The sequence below is a fragment of the Caproicibacter fermentans genome (assembly GCF_014303955.1).
Taxonomy (GTDB): Bacteria; Bacillota; Clostridia; order Oscillospirales; family Acutalibacteraceae; genus Caproicibacter; species Caproicibacter fermentans.
In genome coordinates, this window is the sequence record NZ_CP060286.1 from 784,449 (window position 1) to 802,919 (window position 18,471).

Consider the following 18,471-nt stretch of genomic DNA (forward strand, 5'->3'; position numbering starts at 1 on the left):
CTTTCCGGGTCTTTCTATTGGTGCGCGAGACGGGACTTGAACCCGTACGTCATACAACACACGCCCCTCAAACGTGCCTGTCTGCCAATTCCAGCACTCGCGCTCAGCAAGAAGCATTATATCATCTTTTCCGTCTGATTGTCAACACAAAATTGCTAATTTTTTTATAGTTCCGCCGCGATTCGGACAAATTCATCATAGCTCATCATTCCGCTGAGCACTTCCGGCAAAGCATTCGCGGATAAATATTCCGGTAGGGAGAGCCGTTTCAGCAGCACGGCGCGCTTTTTGGCGCTTTCAGGACCTCCGGACAAGCCGTGAGCAAATAAATCGGCTTTCGTAATACGGCGGGAAGCAGTTGCCTGTTCCTCCCCCACCCCGACTCCGGCGCGAAGAAGCGCTTCCTTCAGGACGGCAAGCGGCATTCCCTCCACGCCTAATTTGCCCTCCTTGGATGGTTTCCCCTTTCGTTTTTCCTTTCCCAGAAGATCCGGAATATAGACATGCCGGATTTTTTCCGGCGCAATACAGCCTGACAGATAATTTCGAATCACAAACCCGGCCGAATCGCTGTCGGTCAGAATTAATATGCCCCGGGAATCTGCAAGCGAGCGGATCAGCGCCATCTGCTGCGGATCCTTAAAAATCCGGAAGCCGTTGGTTTGCAGAATCAGGCCGTCGATCATGGAAGACAATTTGATTTTATCGTATTTTCCCTCTACAATCACTGCTTCCTTCACATGGATCAAGCCGTATTTCCCCTTTCCGCCAGAATCAAAAGCCTTGCGATCAGTTTTTCCAGAACGGTGCGGCGGCTGCCGCGCGAGCTTTTCAGGTCCATATCCGCCGAAAGAAGCTCTTTCAGGCTTTCCCGGTACATTCCGTCCGGATATCTCGCCGAGTCTTTCTCCGCGTTTCTGAGGCGGAATTCCTTGCGCGCATAGTCAAAGTATTTAGCGGGTTCCGTCGCGCTCAGGCCGCTCTGAATCGCCGCACGGACGCGGTACAGATCGAGGTAGGCTGACGAAAGCACCGCGAGAATCGCGACCGGCTCTTCTCCCTGTTCAAGCAGAATGTCAAGAATGGAATACGCGCGGTCGCCGGAACCCGATAAAACCGCTTTCGAAAGGTCGAAAACGCGTGCTTCCAAGTTTTTTACGGCAAGCCGGTCAATCAGCTGCGCCGTGATTTCGCCCTGTTTCACGTAAGAGCAAAGCTTTTCGAGCTCGTTTAAGAGCGTGGTCAGATCCGCCCCGCAAAAGCCGACAAGCCGGTCCGCGTTACGGGATGAAAGCTGACAGCCCCGTTTTTGTGCGCCGGAGCAAAGCAGCTTCTGGAGCTGCGCTCCCGTCCGTCTGCCGAAGCGAACGGCATTTCCGTCCTTCTTCATCAGGTCGATGAATTTTTTCCAGTTTTTCCCCTTCTTTTCATCCGAGTCCCTGTTTATAAGGGCCACAATCAGGACGGTGGTCTCCGGCAAAGATGAAACAAGTTCTTTCCACTTTTCCATCTCTGCCGTTTTCATCGCGTCGGCGTCGGGGTCCGTCACGAGAACGCACTTGCGCTCCGCGAAAAACGGCAGCGCCTGCACGGCCTCCGCAATCCGGTCGACCCCCATTTCATCGCCTTCGAATTTTTGAAAATTGAAGTCGGTAAACTGACGGCCGGACGCCTTGCCCGCAAGCCGTTCCGTATAATGCGACACCAGATATTTTTCTTCTCCATATAAAAAATACAGGTTTGCGAAATTCGACTGATCGATCTGCTTTTTCAGTTCGGCTTCCGTAATTTCCGGCATTCTATGGCTCCCTTCCGACCGTCAGTGTCCGGTCCTCCTTCGATTCAAGTACAATCGTGCCAAACCCGCCCGTCCAAAGTGTATGCTTCCCGCCTTGGGGTGAAAGTTTACAGAGATCCTGCAGATCCATGGAAAGGACCGTACACGTCGGGCGCAATCCGGAGGTTTCGGCAGGCGGCATGTCCGTAATTAAAAAATCCGGGCTGCACCAGCTCTGCGGCAGCAGAGATACCTCCGCCCCGACCGGCAAAAGCAGCAGGTACAGATTTTGAACCCTGATCCGGACGGCCCGGCTTGCTCCGCAGCCGGCCTCCTGGATTTCCACATTCCTCCACATCCGGTCTGACAGAGGATTTTCCTGCCAGGAAACCGATTTGCACCCGGCGGCTGTTTCCAATGCAAATCCGTCATAACGGCTTCCCGCCGGCGCGGAAAAATCATCGATGGAGAATTGCCGGTGCAATTCAGCCGAATTAACGGCTTCGTCCCTGTTCTGTGTCAAAAGACACAAGCCGTCGAGCGCGCCGATGTTTCTTCCCCTTAGATACCCCGTCACGGCGTTTGAATTGTACCCTCCGCACCCAAAAAGCTCCGTATGCCCGTTTTTGCTTACGGCAACGGACAGGCCCGTTCCGACGTCCAGCACTGCAATCCGCGTTCTGCCCTGCGATACGGCCTTATCACTCGCGATTCCCGTGAGAAGGAGAACCGCCGAGAGAAATCCTGCCGTCACGGCCAGTTTTCGTCCGCGGTACAATGCAAACGCGAACAGCAAAACGGAGCCCGCCAGCCAAAGGGTAAGATAGCCATAAGCGGCCGATACGCTCGCGCATGGAATCCCCGCCAGAAAATGCGCGCAGGCGAGCAGATATTTTGCAAGGATCCCGCTGACAAGCGCAAACGGCAATAAAAGAAACGACTGCGGCGCAAAAAGCCCGATCACCGCGCCGACAGCCGACACCGCGATCATCAGGGATGCCGGTACCAGCATCAGCAGATTCGAAAGCGGCGCAATCAGGGAAACGCTTTTGAAAGACAGCAGCATCACCGGCAGCGTTGCCGCAATCGCGGCAAACGAGGTGCCAAGGATTCCATTCACTCCCCGTACGATCGGCCTGAACGGACGAAATCGATCCAGGCGCGCGTTCAGACGGCGTTGAATCGGTCCGGCGAATAAAATCAGCCCAAGCGTGGCGGAAAAGGACAGCAGAAGACCCACGTCCGCCGCCGCGTACGGATTCGGCAGGCACAGAAGCAGCGCCGCCGTTCCGAGCGAATTCAGCGGGTCTGCCCGCCGTGAAGCAAGCGGGGCGGCGAGGCAGAGCAGGCACATGATCCCGCTGCGAACAACAGACGGCACAAAGCCCGTGACCGCCATAAAGCAAAAAATCCCGGCGCCTGCAATCGGCGCGGATTTCTTTTTCCGGATGCGAAGAACGCCGAACAGCAAAAGCAGAAGCTGCGCGACGGTCGCCATATGCAGACCGGATACGGAAAGAAGATGCGAAACCCCTGCAGTGCGAAAATTCTCTGTTGTCTCGGCAGGAAGCGCGGTTTTGTCCCCCAGCAGCATTCCCCGGATCAGGCCGGACTCTTCTGCCGGAAGCATGGAATCCACCGATGAAATCATCCCCCGGCGCAGCAAAAGCGCGTAATAATACGGCGGTTTTGATTCCGGCGGCGAAACAGTCACCGGCTCGTACTCATAAAGGTAGGCAAACATCCGGATTCCCCGCGACTCGTAATAGGATTCGGAGCTGTACCCCTCTCCTCCCTGCGGGCGGAAAAAATGGACGCGGCAGCGGATTCGAGAATAGGGTTCGACATTCAACTCATTCTGGGAAGACAGGCGGATTTTAAACCGCTGCGGCGCGCCGGAAACGGAGACCGAGTCAAGACTGACCACATAATACCATCGCCCGTTCTGGGAATACGGCAGTTCGCAGACGGCACCCTCCACCGTCGCATCCGCGCCGTCAAGGGAACGCGGCGGCTCCACTACCGCGCGGGAATATCCCGCAAAAAGGGCAAACGCTACCGCCGCCGTGAAAAATGCCGCCGGGAACACCGGTACAGTGCGCGTTTTTTTCATTGCAGCCGTCGCCGCAAACAGTGCCAGACAGCACCAGAACAAAAGATATGAATTTTCAGCGCCCAGATAAACCGCGGCCGCCAGCGTCAGCAGATAAGAAAATCCCACCAACACCAGCGGCCGTCTCATATAATCTCCCCCAAAAAGGCTGCCTATTTGAAGAACAGCGGCAGCGGCTCAAGAAAAACGATGTCCGTACGGTCCTTTGCGTCGCCTTCCGCGAGCACACAGGCCCGGCCGACAATTTCGCCGCCGTAGATCTTTACAAGCTTTTCCATCGCGGCCAGAGACTCCCCCGTGCTGATTACGTCGTCTACAATCAGGACGCGCTTGCCGCGCATCATCTTTTCATCTTCCTCCGAGAGAAAGAGTTTTTGTACATGGTCGGTGGTAATGGATTTCACTTCAACCGAAACCGGATTTCTCATGTATGCTTTTACGCTCTTGCGGGCAACGACATATCTGCCGCAGCCCTGACGGGCCATTTCATAGCAAAGCGGAATTCCTTTGGTCTCCGCGGTCACTACGACATCGTGCTCCGGGCACTTTTCAAGCAGCGCCGCGGCGGTCTTTTCCGTGATTTCCACATCGCCCAGCATAATAAAGCCCGCTATGTCAAGATGTTCGTCGATCGGGCAAATCGGCAGGTCGCGTTCGCAGCCCGCAATGGTCATATGATAGTATTTTTCACTCATGACAAAAGATCGACCTTTCCGTTAAGAATAACGCCGGACACCGTCAGCCCGGAGGCCATTTCATCGAGCGGCCGCCCAGCAGATGAAAATGCAGATGCGGCACCGACTGACCGCCGTCCGCGCCCGCGTTGCAGACAATGCGAAACCCGCCCTCCAGCTTGTTTTCCTTTGCAAGCTGAGCCGCGACTTCGTAGATATGGGCAACAACCGCGCTGTTTTCCGGCGTAATTTCGGCGGCGGAAGCGATGTGCTCCTTTGGAATCAGAAGAATGTGAACCGGCGCCTGAGGCTCCAGATCACAAAACGCCAAAATCCGGTCGTCCTCATAAACCTTTTTACAAGGGATTTCTCCCGCGGCGATTTTGCAAAATACACAATCCAAGGCAAATCCTCCTTTGCATCAGACTCCGAACATTTATTATAAACTTATTTTACCATATTGGCAACAATTTTTTCCGCAGCGGAAATCGCCTCGTCCAGTTTTTCCGGATGCTTTGTCCCCGCCATCGCGCTGTCCGGGCGTCCGCCGCCGCCGCCCCCGGCCAGTGCGGCGACTTCTTTCACGATCTTGCCGGCGTGGGCGCCTTTTTTCAAAGCTTCCTGCGCGCAGGCGACCGCGATATTAGCCTTGCCGTCCTGAACTCCCGCCAACACGGCGACCAGATCCGGCGCATGCTCTTTGACGCGGTCACACATCATGCGGAGGACTTCCGCATCCGCCTCGCCCAGTTTTGCCGCGATCAGGCGGACTCCGCCGACCTGTTTGGCCCCGGCGAACAGGCTCTCCATGCGCATAGACGCCAGCCTGCCGTTCAGAGACTCCAGCTCGCGGTCCTTTTCTTTCAGCTCCGCCGAAATCTGCTCCGCTCTCTGCGCGAGCTCGGCAGGATTGTTCACTTTAAGCACCGATGCCGCCTGCTGAAGTTCCCCTGCAAGCTCATCCAGATAGGCAAGAACATTATTGCCCGTTACAGCCTCGACGCGGCGAACGCCCGCCGCGACGCTGCTTTCCGACACAATTTTGAACAAGCCGATCTTCGCGGTATTATCCGTGTGGGTACCGCCGCAGAACTCGCTGGAAAAATCCCCTGCCGAAACAACGCGCACAACGCTGCCGTATTTTTCCCCGAACAAAGCCATGGCGCCAAGCTTTTTCGCTTCCTCAATCGGCATTTCACGGCATTCCACCGAAAGGCCGCTCAGGATTTCGGCATTCACCAGGTTTTCCACCTTTTTCAGTTCCTCGCCGGTCAAAGCGGAAAAGTGCGTAAAGTCAAACCGCACGCGGTGCTCGTCGACCAGCTGGCCCGCCTGCTCCACATGCGTGCCGAGAACGCTTCGCAGGGCCGCCTGCAGCAAATGCGCCGACGTATGGTTGCGCATAATCGCAAGCCTTCGCGACGCGTCTACCTCGGCTTTCACCGCGTCGCCCGCGCGAAGCTCCCCTGCTTTGACGGCTGCATGATGCAAATAATTTTTCGCATGATTTTTTGTGGTTCCGGTCACAGCCAGAACTGCTCCGTCGGATTCCATAATGCCGGTGTCGCCCACCTGGCCGCCGCTTTCGGCGTAAAACGCGGTCCGATCCAGCACCACGGTAACCTCATCTCCGGCCGTCGCGCTTTCACAGCGCAAGCCGTCCTTCAGAATCGCGAGCACCCGGCCTTCGGTTTTCATGGTTCCATAACCGACGAAATCGGTTTCCGGAATTCCTTCAAGCTGGTCGTTCTCCCCGGCCCAGGCGTCCGCGCCTGCATTTTTGCGCGCCGCGCGGGCGCGCTCCTTCTGTTCTTTCATCAGGCGGGCAAATTCTTCTTCATCCACGGACAGGCCGCGCTCCGCCGCGATTTCCTTGGTCAGGTCGATTGGAAAGCCGTAGGTATCGCTGAGCAGAAATGCCTCCGCGCCGGAAAAAACCTTGCCGCCGGCCTTGACCGTGTCGTCAAGATACCCGTTCACCAGGGAAAGACCCTGATCGACGGTTTTGGAGAAGCTCTCTTCCTCGACCCGCATTAACTTTACGATCATGTCGCGCTTTTCCGCCAGTTCCGGGTAAGCGCCTCGGTTTTCCGTGATGACGGTATCCGCCACCCGCCAAAGGAACGTATCGTGAACACCGAGCAGACGACCGTGGCGCGCGGCCCGGCGAAGCAACCGGCGAAGGACATAGCCGCGCCCTTCGTTCGACGGCATGACGCCGTCCCCGATCATGAATACGGTGCTGCGGACATGGTCGGTAATCACGCGCAGCGAAATGTCCGACTTCGGGCTGTCACCGTAGTCTACCCCGGTAATTTTAGAAATGTGCTTCATAATGTTCTGAACCGTGTCGACCAGGAACAGGTTGTCCACCCCCTGCATGATGCAGGCAAGTCTATCCAGCCCCATGCCGGTGTCGATGTTCGGATGCTCCATCGGCGGATAATTCCCCTTGCCGTCGCTGTCGAACTGAGAAAACACGACGTTCCAGAATTCAACATAGCGGTCGCAGTCGCAGCCGACGCCGCAGGTCGGCTTGCCGCAGCTGTACTGCTCGCCGCGGTCGAAATAAATTTCGGAGCAGGGGCCGCACGGACCGGAACCGTGCTCCCAGAAATTGTCCTCCTTGCCGAGCCGGACGATGTGCTTCGGGTCGATCCCCACTTCGTTCACCCAGATGTCGTGCGCCTCGTCGTCGTCCAGATAAATCGTCACCCAAAGCTTGTCGACCGGCAGCTCCAGCACCTTCGTGCAGAATTCCCACGCCCACGGAATCGCCTCGTGCTTAAAATAGTCGCCGAATGAGAAATTCCCCAGCATTTCAAAAAATGTTCCATGGCGAGCCGTAATGCCGACATTTTCAATATCGCCGGTGCGGATGCACTTCTGACAGGTCGTCACTCGCTTGCGCGGAGGCGTCACCTCGCCGGTGAAGTACTTCTTCATCGGCGCCATACCGGAGTTGATCAGTAAAAGGCTGTTGTCGTCCTTTGGAATCAGCGGAAAGCTGGGAAGGCGCAGATGCCCTTTTGACTCAAAGTAGGAGAGATAGATCTCCCTCAGCTCGTTCAGTCCCGTCCATTTCATTTCCTTCAGAATCTCCAATCCGTATTAAAATCGGCCGAATCACAAAAAAATAGACTTCCCCGTCCCCTATGGGACGGAAAAATCCGTGGTACCACCCAAATTGCGCCCAACAGCGGACGCCTCTCGTTCATCCCTTAACGCGGGGATACGCCGCCGCTCTTCGCCGCGGGGCTCCGGGCCGGCTGAACACAACCGTTTCCGCGGGAATCTTTCAGCCGTGGATCCCCTCTCTGATTCGGACCGATTCGCGTTTTCTGCCCTTCGTCGCCTGTAACCTATCCTTTAAATACTTTTTGATTATAATCCGTTTTACTGAGCTTGTCAATCAGTCTCACCCGTTTTTCCGTTCAGCCGATCACCTGATACAGCTCGTCCGCGATTTCCTTGAAAGCCGGGCCGCAGGTCCGGCCGCCGCCGTCCCCGCCTTCCTCAAAAATAGTGACAACGTACCTGGGTTCGTCATATGGAAAAAAGCCTGTAAACCAGGATTCCACCAGCTCCGTTCCGTCGACATACTTTCCGGTCTGAGCCGTCGCCGTTTTTGCTCCGGCCCCGCCCCGGTCCGGTTTCCCCTCCCGGCTGGTCCCTCCTTCAATGGATGCCTGCATGAATTCCCGCAGGAGCCCGGCGTTCTTTTCGGTAATTACGCGGGTTCCCTGCTGCAGCTGTGCGCGGCCTGTGTATTCCAGCTGTCCGTTGACCGTTCCCTCGTACAGAGTAGGGCGGACGAACACGCCGTCTGAAGCAATCGTATTTGTCATGGCGGCAACCTGCAGCGGTGTGGCCGTGAGTTCCCCCTGCCCGAACGAAAAATTGGCAAGAGCCCGGGGCACACCCAGGCTTTTCAGGGTCGGAAGCGCCCCGGCGTCGGAAGAAAGGCCCGGCGCAAGCTCAAACGACTGGCCGAACCCCAGGGAGCGGACCATGTTCAGGAAATTTTCCTGAGGGACCTGCCGCATCAGATTTACAAAATACGTATTGCAGGAATTCGCAACTGCCTGTTTCATGTTCTGTTTTCCGTGGCTTTCCGAATTATAGCAGTGAAAAATTCCGCCGTCCACGTCGATCCCGCCGGTGCAGGTATAGGTGTAGTCCGGTGATATTCCATACTCCAGCGCCGCCGCCGCGGCCGCCAGCTTAAACACGGAACCGACGCTGTACGACGAAACCGCGCGGTTTAAAAGCGGTGAGTTTTTTGCCTTGAGAACGGATGCAACATCGTTTTGATTATAGGAAGGGCGGCTGACCATCGCGCGGATTTTTCCCGACGGCACTTCCAGGATCACGATCGCTCCCTTGGTCAGGTACCGGTCGGCGGCCTGCTCGGCGACTGTTTGAATGTATTTGTCAAGCGTCAGAACCACGCCGCTTTTTCCAAAGTCGGACGTGTCGCTGATCTGTTTCTTCTCTCCGGCCAGAACGTGGTTAAGCGCGTCGACCTTGTACGTTACGGTGATTCTGCCCTGATTCCCGCCAAGCAGGGAATCATAGGCTTTTTCGATTCCCGCAGCACCTTTTCCGGACCCGTCCAGATACCCCAGAATATGAACGGCCATTCCGGAATCCGGGTACCGGTTCTGAATGGCAAAAACATCGATTCCATCCTGTTCGACTTTTGAGGGGAGTTTCAGCGTAAACGGGCGGCCCTCGCTCAGCGTTTCATAAAGGCTTTCCATTCGTTCGGCGGGCAGAACCCGGCTGAGCGCGGCGGTCGTTTCAATGCCCGGCACAACGGCGGCGACATATTCCTTTTCGGCGCCTGTTAAAGCGGAAAGGTTACAGTCATAGACGGTTCCTCTCGTTGAGGCAACCGTCAGTTTATAGCTGGATTGCTTCTCCGCCGTCTGGGCAAGCTCCGTTCCGTTGGAAATCCGGTATACCATCAAAATGGTCAGAAACATCCCCAGCATAAACACACAGAAAAAAGTGGCGGCTCGTTTACTCATGAAAAAATCCCCCCGTAAAGGCTATCTTTGCCAACGGGTGGGATTTTTAATCATGCTTCATTTTTCTTCGTAAAATCGAACCGACCGGAATCTCGCGGTCCGTTTCCAGCAAAACGGTCATCGCGGCGTGGTTCGCGGTTTGAATCGGTTCGCCCGAGTCGTCGAAAATGCCGTCCAGCCTAAGAAGGTACGGTTCCCCGCCGCCCGGCTCCAGCACGTCCGCCACATCGCCGCGAAAAAAGCGATTCCGCTGGGACAGAACGGTGCGGGACCCGGCCCGCCCCGTGCAGACCGCGATAACCTCATAGCTGCGCACATAACCTCCGTTTTCCAAAACCTGACCGGGTTCGCCGCCGAAATAAAAACCGGTGCTGTAAGCGCGGTGGCTCACTTTTTCCAGCTCCTGCGGAACCCATACGGGCAGTTCCAGTTCCGGATTCTGAAGAGAATAATCGATTGCATGTCGGTAGGCGTTCGTGACGACCGCCGCGTAATAAGCGGATTTTGCCCGTCCTTCAATCTTAAGCGAGCTGATTCCCGCTGCGGCCAGCTCCGGAATATGTTCGATCAGATTCATATCCCTGGAATTGAGAATATAAGTACCGTTTTCATCTTCTGAAATGGGAAAATACTGCCCCGGCCGCTTTTCTTCCGTGAGCGCGTATTTCCATCGGCAGGGCTGCGCGCAGTCGCCGCGGTTTGCGTCCCGTCCGGTCAGATAGCTGGAAAGCAGGCACCGCCCGGAAAAAGAAACGCACATGGAACCGTGTACAAAAGCCTCCAGTTCCAGGTCCTGAGGGACGTTTGCGCGGATTTCCGCGATTTCATCCAGACTCAGCTCGCGTGCCAAAACGACCCGGCGCGCGCCAAGCTCATAAAACGCGCGCGCCGCCTCACTGTTGACGACCCCGGCCTGCGTGGAAATGTGAACCGGAACGCCCGGAGCATATTGCTGCGCCAGCCGGAGCACGCCGAGATCCGCCACGATCAGCGCGTCCGCTCCCGCGCCGGCGGCCTGCCTGAAAAAGTCCGGCAGCCTTTTCAGTTCCTCATTGTGTGCGATGGTGTTGCACGTCAGGTAAACTTTCACACCCGCTTTGTGTGCAAACCGAACCGCCGAAACAAGCTCCTCCCCGCCGAAATTCGGGGAGGCGGTCCGCATCCCGAATTCCCTGCCGGCAAGATAAACCGCGTCCGCGCCGAACAGCACCGCCGCTTCCAGACGTTCCCGGTCTCCTGCGGGGGCGAGGAGTTCCGGCCTTGGCATTTCCCGAGTCGTCATCTCAAACCGGCTTTCTTCAGGTTCGCCTGATGCCCGCTGGCTGTTTTAGCATAGTAGGCTTTTCCGTTTGCGTCGTGGCAGAAATAATAATAGTTCGTGGAAGCCGGATTCAGCGCCGCGTCGATCGCATCCATCCCGGGATTGCAGATCGGTCCCGGCGGAAGGCCTTCGACGGTATAGGTATCGTAACGGCTCTTGTAGGTGTCGCGGATATTTTCGGGAACCAGAGACAGCTTGCGGTAAGGGTAATAGGTCGTCGGGTCGGAATCCAGATGCAGCAACTCGGGCTTTTTACTGCTCAGACGGTTGTGAAACACGCTGGATACCTGATACATATCGTTTTTGTCGGCGGCTTCCGCCTGTATCATGGAGGCAAGCGCCAGCATCTGGTCCAGTGTCATGCCGCTGTCTTCGGCTTTCTGCCTGATTTGTTTTGTCAGCTTTCGGTTGCAGTTAGCGACAAGCTTTGCGACCGCCTGATCGGGATCCTCGTTTTTATAAAATTCATACGTATCCGGGAACAGATAACCCTCCAGCTGATAATAGCGTTCGGAGGCGTTTGTGATCTGTTGCAGCATATCGTAATTTTTATTCTGGCTCCCGCTGTTGAAAACCGTTTCAGCATCCTTTGCGGAGCACACCCCGTTGCTTTGCAGCAGCGCGGCAATCTCCGGAGCATTCATGCCCTCCCGGAATGTCAGCTTTACGGTATCCACCCGGTTCGCATTGGACTGGATGGAATTGATCAGAGCTTCATAATCCATATTTGTGCTTACCTGAAAGCTGCCGCCGCCGAACTGTTTCGGGGCTTTGGTCAGTTTTGCATACAGCAGAAAGAAATTTTTGTCGCGGATTACTCCGTCCTGATACAGGATCTGCGCCACCTGCTTGTCGGTTGCCTTCTGGGGAATATCAACCGTTACGTTAAGGCTGTCCCTGCCAACCGCCAGCATATCATTCACGCCGACCACCAGATAGCGCGCTAGCAAAAGAGAAACAAACAGCACCATCACAAACCAGACGAGCCGGAAAAAGCGCTTGTTTTTTCTTCCCTTTTCCCGATTGCGCAGCCGGTGGAGTTCCATTGTCCTTTGTTCAGCCACAGCGCTTTCCCTCCCGTTTTCCCGGCCCTCGCTGAAACTGCTGATTACGGAATCGGAATCAGGCACGGCGTCGGAGCCGCGGCTGTAAATTTCCTGCCCGGGCAGTTCCTCCGGATCCTTATGAATCTGCAGGCTGAAATTGTCAACTCTTTCCCTGTGCGCGCGTTCAGCCCGCCGCTCATCATCGTTCATACCCGTCCTCCGTTCCCCAATCAGGCTTTTTTGGCCGATATTCTGCGGATATATTTTTCAGTGATCAAGATATCCACCGGTTTGTCGTAATACCCGTGCGGAAGATTCCATTTCAGGCATCCGGTATAACACAGACCGACGGTTAATCCCTTAAAGTCGGAAAGAAACCGATCGTAATAACCTTTGCCGTAACCCAGACGATATCCCTGTGAATCAAAACTGAGTCCTGGTACAATGCAGATACTGTTTTCGCTGCCTTGAACCGGCGCGTTTCTCTCCGGGTCGGGTTCCAGAACCCCATAGGTACCGATGATCAATTCTTCCAAAGAACTTATTTTATAAAATTGCATTCCGCACGTTTCCGGCAGGCAGAGCGGAACCGCCACCTCGCGTTCGAGTGCAAGCACGGACCGGATTAATTCGGTTGTATCCACCTCAATCGGTTTGCTGACATAGGTGAAAACAGTCCGCGCGCTTTCATATTCCCTGAGAGAGAGGAACCGGTCAAGAATCGCGGCGTCGTACTTCGACTTTTTTTCCGGATTCATCCGTTCCCTGTACTGCCGGAACTGTGCGCGAAGATTCTTCTTGATTTCTTTAATGTTTTTCACACACACTGAACCTTTTCTCTGATTTCTTCCGACTTTTGCGCGCCGAACAATTCCTCCACAAGCTTCAGGCCGAAGGGCAGCGCAACACCGGCGCCGCGCGCCGTAATGACGTTGCCGCTGACGCAGACCGGATCGGATTTCACTTCGGCGCCCGTCAGGTCTTTTTCATACCCGGGAAAACAGACCGCCGCATGTCCGGAAAGCAAATCCATATGTCCCAGAATCGAAGGGGCGGCGCAGATCGCGGCGATCTTTTTTCCGTTCTGCGCGCAATATCCGATACTCGCCCGCACAATCGGCGAATCCTCAAGATTTTTCGTTCCGGGCATTCCTCCCGGAAGGATCACCATTTCCACACTCTGGAGATCAATCTGCCCTTCTTCCAGGTCCGCGGTCACTTCAACGCCATGAGAGCCCGTCACACGTCGCCCCCCGATCCCTACCGTTTTGACTTCCGCGCCGGCTCTGCGCAGCAGATCCAGCGGGGTGATCGCTTCAACTTCTTCAAATCCCTGTGCCAGAAATAAATAAACCATAAAATCTCCTCCTTATCAAAGCTACTCAATCCAGCGCAAGCCCCAGGTACGGGGCCGGAACTCCGGGCTTTTCCGCCGGGGTACCTCCGATTGGGCGAAGCATTCCGCACCGTTCTTCCGTTCCCTCCCCGGGGAACAGCCCTTCTCCCGCGGGCAGACGAAACTCGTAGGTTTCAGCCGGATACCGTTTTAAGATTGCCGCCGCAAGGCCCGGCAAGCCCTTGGGCGCCGTCATTGCCTCGCGGACGGAGCATAATTTCTCATTGACTCTTCTGCAGATTGCATAGGACCGGTTTCCGCCGGGCCCGGAGCAAACCAGGCCGTCCCCATAGGCCGAACCAAATCCAACCGTAAAATGGAACCGCTCGTTGCTCCACAGCACGGATCCCCCATACCGGGATAGGACCGAACCCCGAAGGCTGTTCAGCTCCGAGGACGGAGCAAGAATTCTGCCGGAGGGAAGGACCGGCGCCAGCTGTTCCAAGCGGCTGCGTGAAACAGCGACGGAGCGGATTTTATAATAGTCAAAATATCCGTTTCGTTCATAATATGAATAAAGCGGCTGGTCGGCCGGAAGAACCGCAGAATACCTGTCCCCCCGCCTGGCGCCGTAAATGGCGGCATAAGCCAGAAGAGACGCCATATATCCTCGGGAGCGAAAGCGCGGCTGTGTTCCGGCCGCAAAAATATAATGGGCCTGCGCGGTCCCGTTTTCCCGTACGATCTCTGCGGGAAGCAGATAAACCGCGGCGGCAATTCTTCCGGACACCCGGTACACCAGGCAGTCCTTCGGACGGAAGTAATTATTCAGAAAATAGTCCGGAAAGCGTTTAGGCTCATGAAAACAGGCCTGCCAAAGTTCGGCAAGCTCTCCCCGCATCTCCCATCCGGCCAGTCCGATCACTTTTCAGCATCTCCGTTTTTGTCCGCAAGGGCTACCCGGTACCGTTCCAGCAGAAGAGCCGGGTGATAAGACAGCTTCGCTTTGCGCAGTCCTTCAATGCCCATGTCCTCTTCCCGGTTAATGAGTTCGTAACCTTCCAGGTGTTTTGCGGCATATTCATGGTTGATGACGGCATACAGCCCGTCGTAACCGTCCAGCGCCTTCTCAAAATGAAGAAGATAAGCTTTCGGATTGATTTCTTCTCCGACGGTGAAAGCGACGGGTTTTCCTTCCACGCGGATCATTCCGCCGGCAAGGTGAAGCTCGTCAAAGTGATTCAGCGCGCGGTCTATCGCACAGGGCTCGCTGGCAAACCCGTCCTTGTCCTTGCAACCGCCGTGATCTTTGCACCATTGCTTTGCGACCAAACGGCAGTCCTCCAGATTCTCGCGGGTGAGGTCCTCATAGCTCCAGTCGTATTTTCGTTCAAACTGGGAAATATGATTGCGCTTTCCGTGAAATTTCCGTCCGGACAGAGCAATCAGATCCTCCGACCTGTAAATATAATCGGAGCTGTTCCGGTCCAGAACAAAGCGGAACCTGCCGGGAAAAAGCTGTTCCAGTTCCTCGGTCTGCTCCTTCGTCGCCCCCCAGAGCTGAAAAGGAATCCTCTTTTCGGCCGCGTCGGCCATCATCAGTTCCATCATTTCCGGCAGACGGCTTTTTTCGCACAGCGGCATATTATAAGTGTGCAATGGGCCGCTGAAGCAAAACAGCGTGCTCTCCCCCAGACGGCACACCTTGGAATAATAAGTGTTTTTCCAGATAAACAGCGTGCCGAAGGCCCATTCGCTGCCCAGCTTCCCGCTTGCGGACAGTTTCGGTGCAAGCCAGTCTCTGTCCGACAACTCAGGAAAGTTAAATTCCAACATGAAGTTCCTCCAAGATAAGTTTTAAAATTTCTTCGTGTATTTCTTCCCGTTTCCTAAGCTCTTTTCCCTCTTCGCAGAAAACAGTTTTCCAGGAAAAGCGCCGGGCGGCGTAGGCCGCGCTTTCCCTGCAGGCGGAAAGAAACTCAAGATTGCGTTCATGGATATCTTTTCTGCCCTTGCCGCCCTCATACCGGTGATCCAAAAGCTTTTGGGAAATCTCCGTAGGGAGTTCCAGATAAACGGTAAGATCGGGCCTGGGTAAAGCCAGTTTTTCATATTCAAGATCCTGTATCCAGTCCAGGAACCCGTCCCATTCTTCTTTCGGAAGCTTCGCAAGCTGATAAATCATATTGGAAGTCGTGTAGCGGTCCGCCACAATCAGGCTCCCGTTCAGGTAATCCTTCTTCCAGCAGCGGGCAAAACTGGCAAAACGGTCGACCGCAAAAAAAGTAGAAGCGGCATAAGCGTTTACATCCCCCGGCTGATCCCCGAACTCCCCGTTTAAATACATTCTGACGGGCGCGGAGGACTGTGCGGAATAATCCGGGAACGACACCCGGCGGTACCTGACTCCCCGGCGTTCCAGTTCTCTGCAGAGCAAATCCGTCTGGGTTGCCTTTCCGCTTCCGTCCAGCCCGTCGATCGTAATCAGGCGGCCGCTCATTGAGGATCCGCCAGGTGAGAGAAGAACTCCCGCATTTCCTGCGCTCTGCCGCACGTCATTTTCCCCTCGGTGCAGGCACCGCGCACGCACGAAGGGCCGGCCGTACGAAAAAGCGCCGGCGCCGCTTTTTGCGCAAGACGGAGCATCTGCACGGCCACGTCTCTGATTTCCCACTGCGCGCGGTTGCAGCAGCGCAGCGCGAAGAAATTTTTCAGGGAGCGCGCATCAAACGTGCAGATCATCTTTGTTTCGCAGGCGTTCGGCAAAACGAAGCGGGCGTCTTCATTCGCCAGCTTGTGTGCCGCGGACTCCGCCTGTTTTTCCGTTTTTCCCGCCGCCAGAAGACGCTGCTTCTGCTTTTGCATCAACAGTCCCGATATTTTTTCGTACCGTCTGCGATCGTCTTCCATCGCTTCGAGAAATTCCCGCCTCGCTTCCGGAATCGCGTCGATTTCCGGAGGAATGACAAATTCAAAATTCCCCTCGCTGACATAGCGCTGACTTCTCACGCTGTAGGAGGCGATCCTGTGACGGGTAATCTGTGCAAGAAAAGAGCGGGAAACCCCTTCGATTCCGAATGTGAAAGACGCATGCTCCGTGGGGCTGTCATGCCCCATTCCCGCGAGCATGTCCACCATGCGGGCGGATTGTTCGGGCGACATGTTCTCCGAAATTTCCTCGATGGAATCGGGAGAATAGCAGAGCCTGGCGGCCTGCGCCACCACTTGATCCGGATTAGGGGTATATGTGATTAATGTAACTTTTGCCATTTTAATCAACTCTTAATCATTGAGATTCAATTCGGCTTATTATAACAAAATATCATTCCCGATGCAACTTTTTTGAATGGACCGGGGGATGGAACTGACAGATTTTAGCTGTTTTTAAGCCGTATTGATCTGCCCCGATCGACGTACAATAATCAAAAATCAAACGGGAGGTTTGTTTATGGGAAAGAAAAATCCGGATGCGACCGATATGCCGATCGGCCTGATGATGTCTTTAGCCCAGCATCAGAACGCGATGAAAACGTTCGGCAGGCTGGACGATGAACGCCAGAAGTCCGTCATCCGTTATGTGGAAGATTCCACCACCGGAGAGGAAGCCAAAAGCAGAATTCAAAACGCCGTTCAAAATCTGGATCAGGGCAATACGGGATTTATCGGTTAAAGGCTGTTGCAAAAACAATTATCCGCAAAAGAATTCCTGTAACACAATGAAATTGCCACCATAAAATGTTATAGAGATACAAGGTTCCAATATGTGTTAGGAGGATGATTTTATGGATAAAAACAGTACGGAAGCTGTTGTAGCAACACAGAACGCGCAGAATAATACGAACAGACAAGGCACGGGAAATATAAAAGAAGCCGTTTGCATCGACGCGGCCCGGGTGTATGATTCCTGCAGTTCACAGCAATGAGCGGGTTATCTACCGGAAATTCACGGAGCAGCGCCCGGAACAAAAATCCGGCGCTGCTCCAAGTTGTTTTAGAGCATAAATTTTTTTGCCGCCCGCGGGTCCGTTGAACCGCGGATGCAAAGCTGATTGGGCAGCTCAATGTAAACCGGAGCGGCCTTTTTCTTTTGGTGAATCCTTTTCAGCATAATCTTCGCCGCCTGTACGCCGACGGCATAGGAATCCTGGGTAATGGTCGTGATTCCGGGCGGGATCAGAGAAGCCCATCCCCAGTCGTCGAATCCGCAGATTCCAAAGCGTTCCGTAATCAAAAAACCATGCCGCTGCATTGCGTGAAGCACATTCAGCATGGTGACGCCGTTTACGCAGAAAACGGCGAGCCTCTCCTCTGGGAACTGCTCCGTAAAGCGGGTGAGCTGAGAAGCGCAGTCCTCCGCATCATTTTCTTTCAATCGGTAAAAAGTCCGGCTGCCGTCCAACTGAAAAATTTCTTTCATCGCATTCAGGTACGCTTCATAGCGAATGACGCGGGGGCTGATTCTTCGATTGCCCTGTGTAAAAAACGCCACTTTTTGAAAGCCCTCTTCATACAGGTGACGAATGCAGGAATAGGTGACATGATAATTCTCCGTCGTAACGGTATCCAGAACATTCTTTTCAGCGATGCAGCGGTCCGCCAGAACGATCGGAATCCCGCGGCCGCTCAACTCGGTCAGTACATCGTCGTTCTGGCCCGTCGTGTTGATAATCAAACCGTCCACCCGGTTGTTCAGCAGCTCCTGAACCGATTTCAGTTCTTTGTCCGGCTGGTTGTCAATATTGGAAAACAGAACCTGATATCCGCTCGCATTGCAGATATCGTTGATTCCCTTTAGTAATATGGAGGAAAACGGGCTGCTGATATCCGCGATGACACAGCCGATTGCCCTGCTGTTCCGGGATTTCAGGCTGCGCGCAATATTGCTTGGGTGATAATTCATTTGTTCAATGACACTCTGAATTCGCTTTCTTGTTTCTTTGGACATATAATCAAACTTACCATTCAGATATCGGGAAATTGTTGTTTTGGAGACTCCGGCGGCAGCCGCCACCTGACCAATCGTCACATTGCTCTCTTTAAAAACGCCCATGTCTTTCTCCCATTTGCGGTTCATATCCCCGTTATCCAGATATAACCGCATGAATTTTTGCTCCGATTCACGAAATCGATAAACATCATTATATCGCTTTTTTTCAAAAGGTCAATGCCAT

At 54.6% G+C, this 18,471-nt stretch carries 18 protein-coding genes and 1 tRNA gene; 2 read left to right on the top strand and 17 right to left on the bottom strand.

Going from position 1 to position 18,471, the window contains the following annotated elements:
• Positions 1-18 precede the first annotated feature (18 nt).
• From HCR03_RS03860 to thyX, 16 genes are all read right to left on the bottom strand, one after another.
• Positions 19-103, bottom strand: a tRNA-Leu gene (locus HCR03_RS03860).
• Positions 104-164: 61 nt separating this feature from the next.
• The gene (locus HCR03_RS03865; RefSeq protein ID WP_066644726.1) at positions 165-749 is read right to left on the bottom strand and encodes a toprim domain-containing protein; all 585 of its coding nucleotides are present in this window, start codon (positions 747-749) and stop codon (positions 165-167) included.
• The gene (gene holA / locus HCR03_RS03870; RefSeq protein ID WP_187036709.1) at positions 746-1,798 is read right to left on the bottom strand and encodes a DNA polymerase III subunit delta; all 1,053 of its coding nucleotides are present in this window, start codon (positions 1,796-1,798) and stop codon (positions 746-748) included. Before holA ends, HCR03_RS03865 begins: the two co-directional genes overlap by 4 nt.
• A 1-nt stretch (position 1,799) precedes the next feature.
• Positions 1,800-4,019: a ComEC/Rec2 family competence protein gene (locus HCR03_RS03875; protein WP_187036712.1), complete on the bottom strand. Its 2,220-nt coding sequence runs from the start codon at positions 4,017-4,019 to the stop codon at positions 1,800-1,802.
• A gap of 23 nt (positions 4,020-4,042) precedes the next feature.
• Positions 4,043-4,585: a phosphoribosyltransferase family protein gene (locus tag HCR03_RS03880; protein WP_066644717.1), complete on the bottom strand. Its 543-nt coding sequence runs from the start codon at positions 4,583-4,585 to the stop codon at positions 4,043-4,045.
• A gap of 43 nt (positions 4,586-4,628) precedes the next feature.
• On the bottom strand, positions 4,629-4,967 hold the full coding sequence (locus HCR03_RS03885; RefSeq protein WP_066644715.1) for a histidine triad nucleotide-binding protein: 339 nt from the start codon (positions 4,965-4,967) through the stop codon (positions 4,629-4,631).
• 44 nt (positions 4,968-5,011) lie between these two features.
• A complete protein-coding gene (gene alaS, locus HCR03_RS03890; RefSeq protein WP_187036714.1) occupies positions 5,012-7,651 on the bottom strand; it encodes an alanine--tRNA ligase in 2,640 nt (879 codons plus the stop codon).
• 347 nt (positions 7,652-7,998) lie between these two features.
• Positions 7,999-9,597: a peptidoglycan D,D-transpeptidase FtsI family protein gene (locus tag HCR03_RS03895; RefSeq protein ID WP_187036716.1), complete on the bottom strand. Its 1,599-nt coding sequence runs from the start codon at positions 9,595-9,597 to the stop codon at positions 7,999-8,001.
• 46 nt (positions 9,598-9,643) lie between these two features.
• Entirely contained in the window at positions 9,644-10,879 is a 1,236-nt protein-coding gene (locus HCR03_RS03900) for a peptidase U32 family protein (RefSeq protein WP_228725090.1), read from the bottom strand.
• On the bottom strand, positions 10,876-12,174 hold the full coding sequence (gene mltG, locus HCR03_RS03905; RefSeq protein ID WP_066644706.1) for an endolytic transglycosylase MltG: 1,299 nt from the start codon (positions 12,172-12,174) through the stop codon (positions 10,876-10,878). Before mltG ends, HCR03_RS03900 begins: the two co-directional genes overlap by 4 nt.
• A 20-nt stretch (positions 12,175-12,194) precedes the next feature.
• Positions 12,195-12,785: a 5-formyltetrahydrofolate cyclo-ligase gene (locus HCR03_RS03910; protein WP_228725091.1), complete on the bottom strand. Its 591-nt coding sequence runs from the start codon at positions 12,783-12,785 to the stop codon at positions 12,195-12,197.
• Positions 12,782-13,321 carry a DJ-1 family glyoxalase III gene (locus HCR03_RS03915; RefSeq protein ID WP_066644702.1) on the bottom strand — a complete coding sequence of 180 codons (540 nt, stop codon included), beginning with the start codon at positions 13,319-13,321 and terminating at the stop codon, positions 12,782-12,784. The genes HCR03_RS03910 and HCR03_RS03915 overlap by 4 nt, the downstream gene beginning before the upstream one ends.
• Before the next feature lie 25 nt (positions 13,322-13,346).
• Positions 13,347-14,225 (bottom strand): GNAT family N-acetyltransferase, encoded by an 879-nt coding sequence (locus tag HCR03_RS03920; RefSeq protein WP_187036718.1) that lies wholly within the window; start codon positions 14,223-14,225, stop codon positions 13,347-13,349.
• Complete coding sequence (locus HCR03_RS03925) at positions 14,222-15,136, bottom strand: DUF2156 domain-containing protein (RefSeq protein ID WP_187036720.1); 915 nt, start codon at positions 15,134-15,136, stop codon at positions 14,222-14,224. The genes HCR03_RS03920 and HCR03_RS03925 overlap by 4 nt, the downstream gene beginning before the upstream one ends.
• Positions 15,123-15,800 carry a dTMP kinase gene (locus HCR03_RS03930; RefSeq protein WP_066644698.1) on the bottom strand — a complete coding sequence of 226 codons (678 nt, stop codon included), beginning with the start codon at positions 15,798-15,800 and terminating at the stop codon, positions 15,123-15,125. The genes HCR03_RS03925 and HCR03_RS03930 overlap by 14 nt, the downstream gene beginning before the upstream one ends.
• On the bottom strand, positions 15,797-16,570 hold the full coding sequence (gene thyX, locus HCR03_RS03935) for an FAD-dependent thymidylate synthase (protein ID WP_156990737.1): 774 nt from the start codon (positions 16,568-16,570) through the stop codon (positions 15,797-15,799). Before thyX ends, HCR03_RS03930 begins: the two co-directional genes overlap by 4 nt.
• 178 nt (positions 16,571-16,748) lie before the next feature.
• On the opposite strand from thyX, the gene HCR03_RS03940 reads away from it, so the two are divergent.
• Positions 16,749-16,970: a YdeI/OmpD-associated family protein gene (locus tag HCR03_RS03940; protein ID WP_156990736.1), complete on the top strand. Its 222-nt coding sequence runs from the start codon at positions 16,749-16,751 to the stop codon at positions 16,968-16,970.
• A 112-nt stretch (positions 16,971-17,082) separates the two neighbouring features.
• Positions 17,083-17,223 (top strand): hypothetical protein, encoded by a 141-nt coding sequence (locus HCR03_RS03945; RefSeq protein ID WP_187036722.1) that lies wholly within the window; start codon positions 17,083-17,085, stop codon positions 17,221-17,223.
• A 68-nt stretch (positions 17,224-17,291) separates the two neighbouring features.
• Here HCR03_RS03945 and HCR03_RS03950 read toward each other — a convergent pair whose 3' ends face one another.
• The gene (locus HCR03_RS03950) at positions 17,292-18,401 is read right to left on the bottom strand and encodes a LacI family DNA-binding transcriptional regulator (RefSeq protein WP_187036724.1); all 1,110 of its coding nucleotides are present in this window, start codon (positions 18,399-18,401) and stop codon (positions 17,292-17,294) included.
• Between the last annotated feature and the right edge of the window lie 70 nt (positions 18,402-18,471).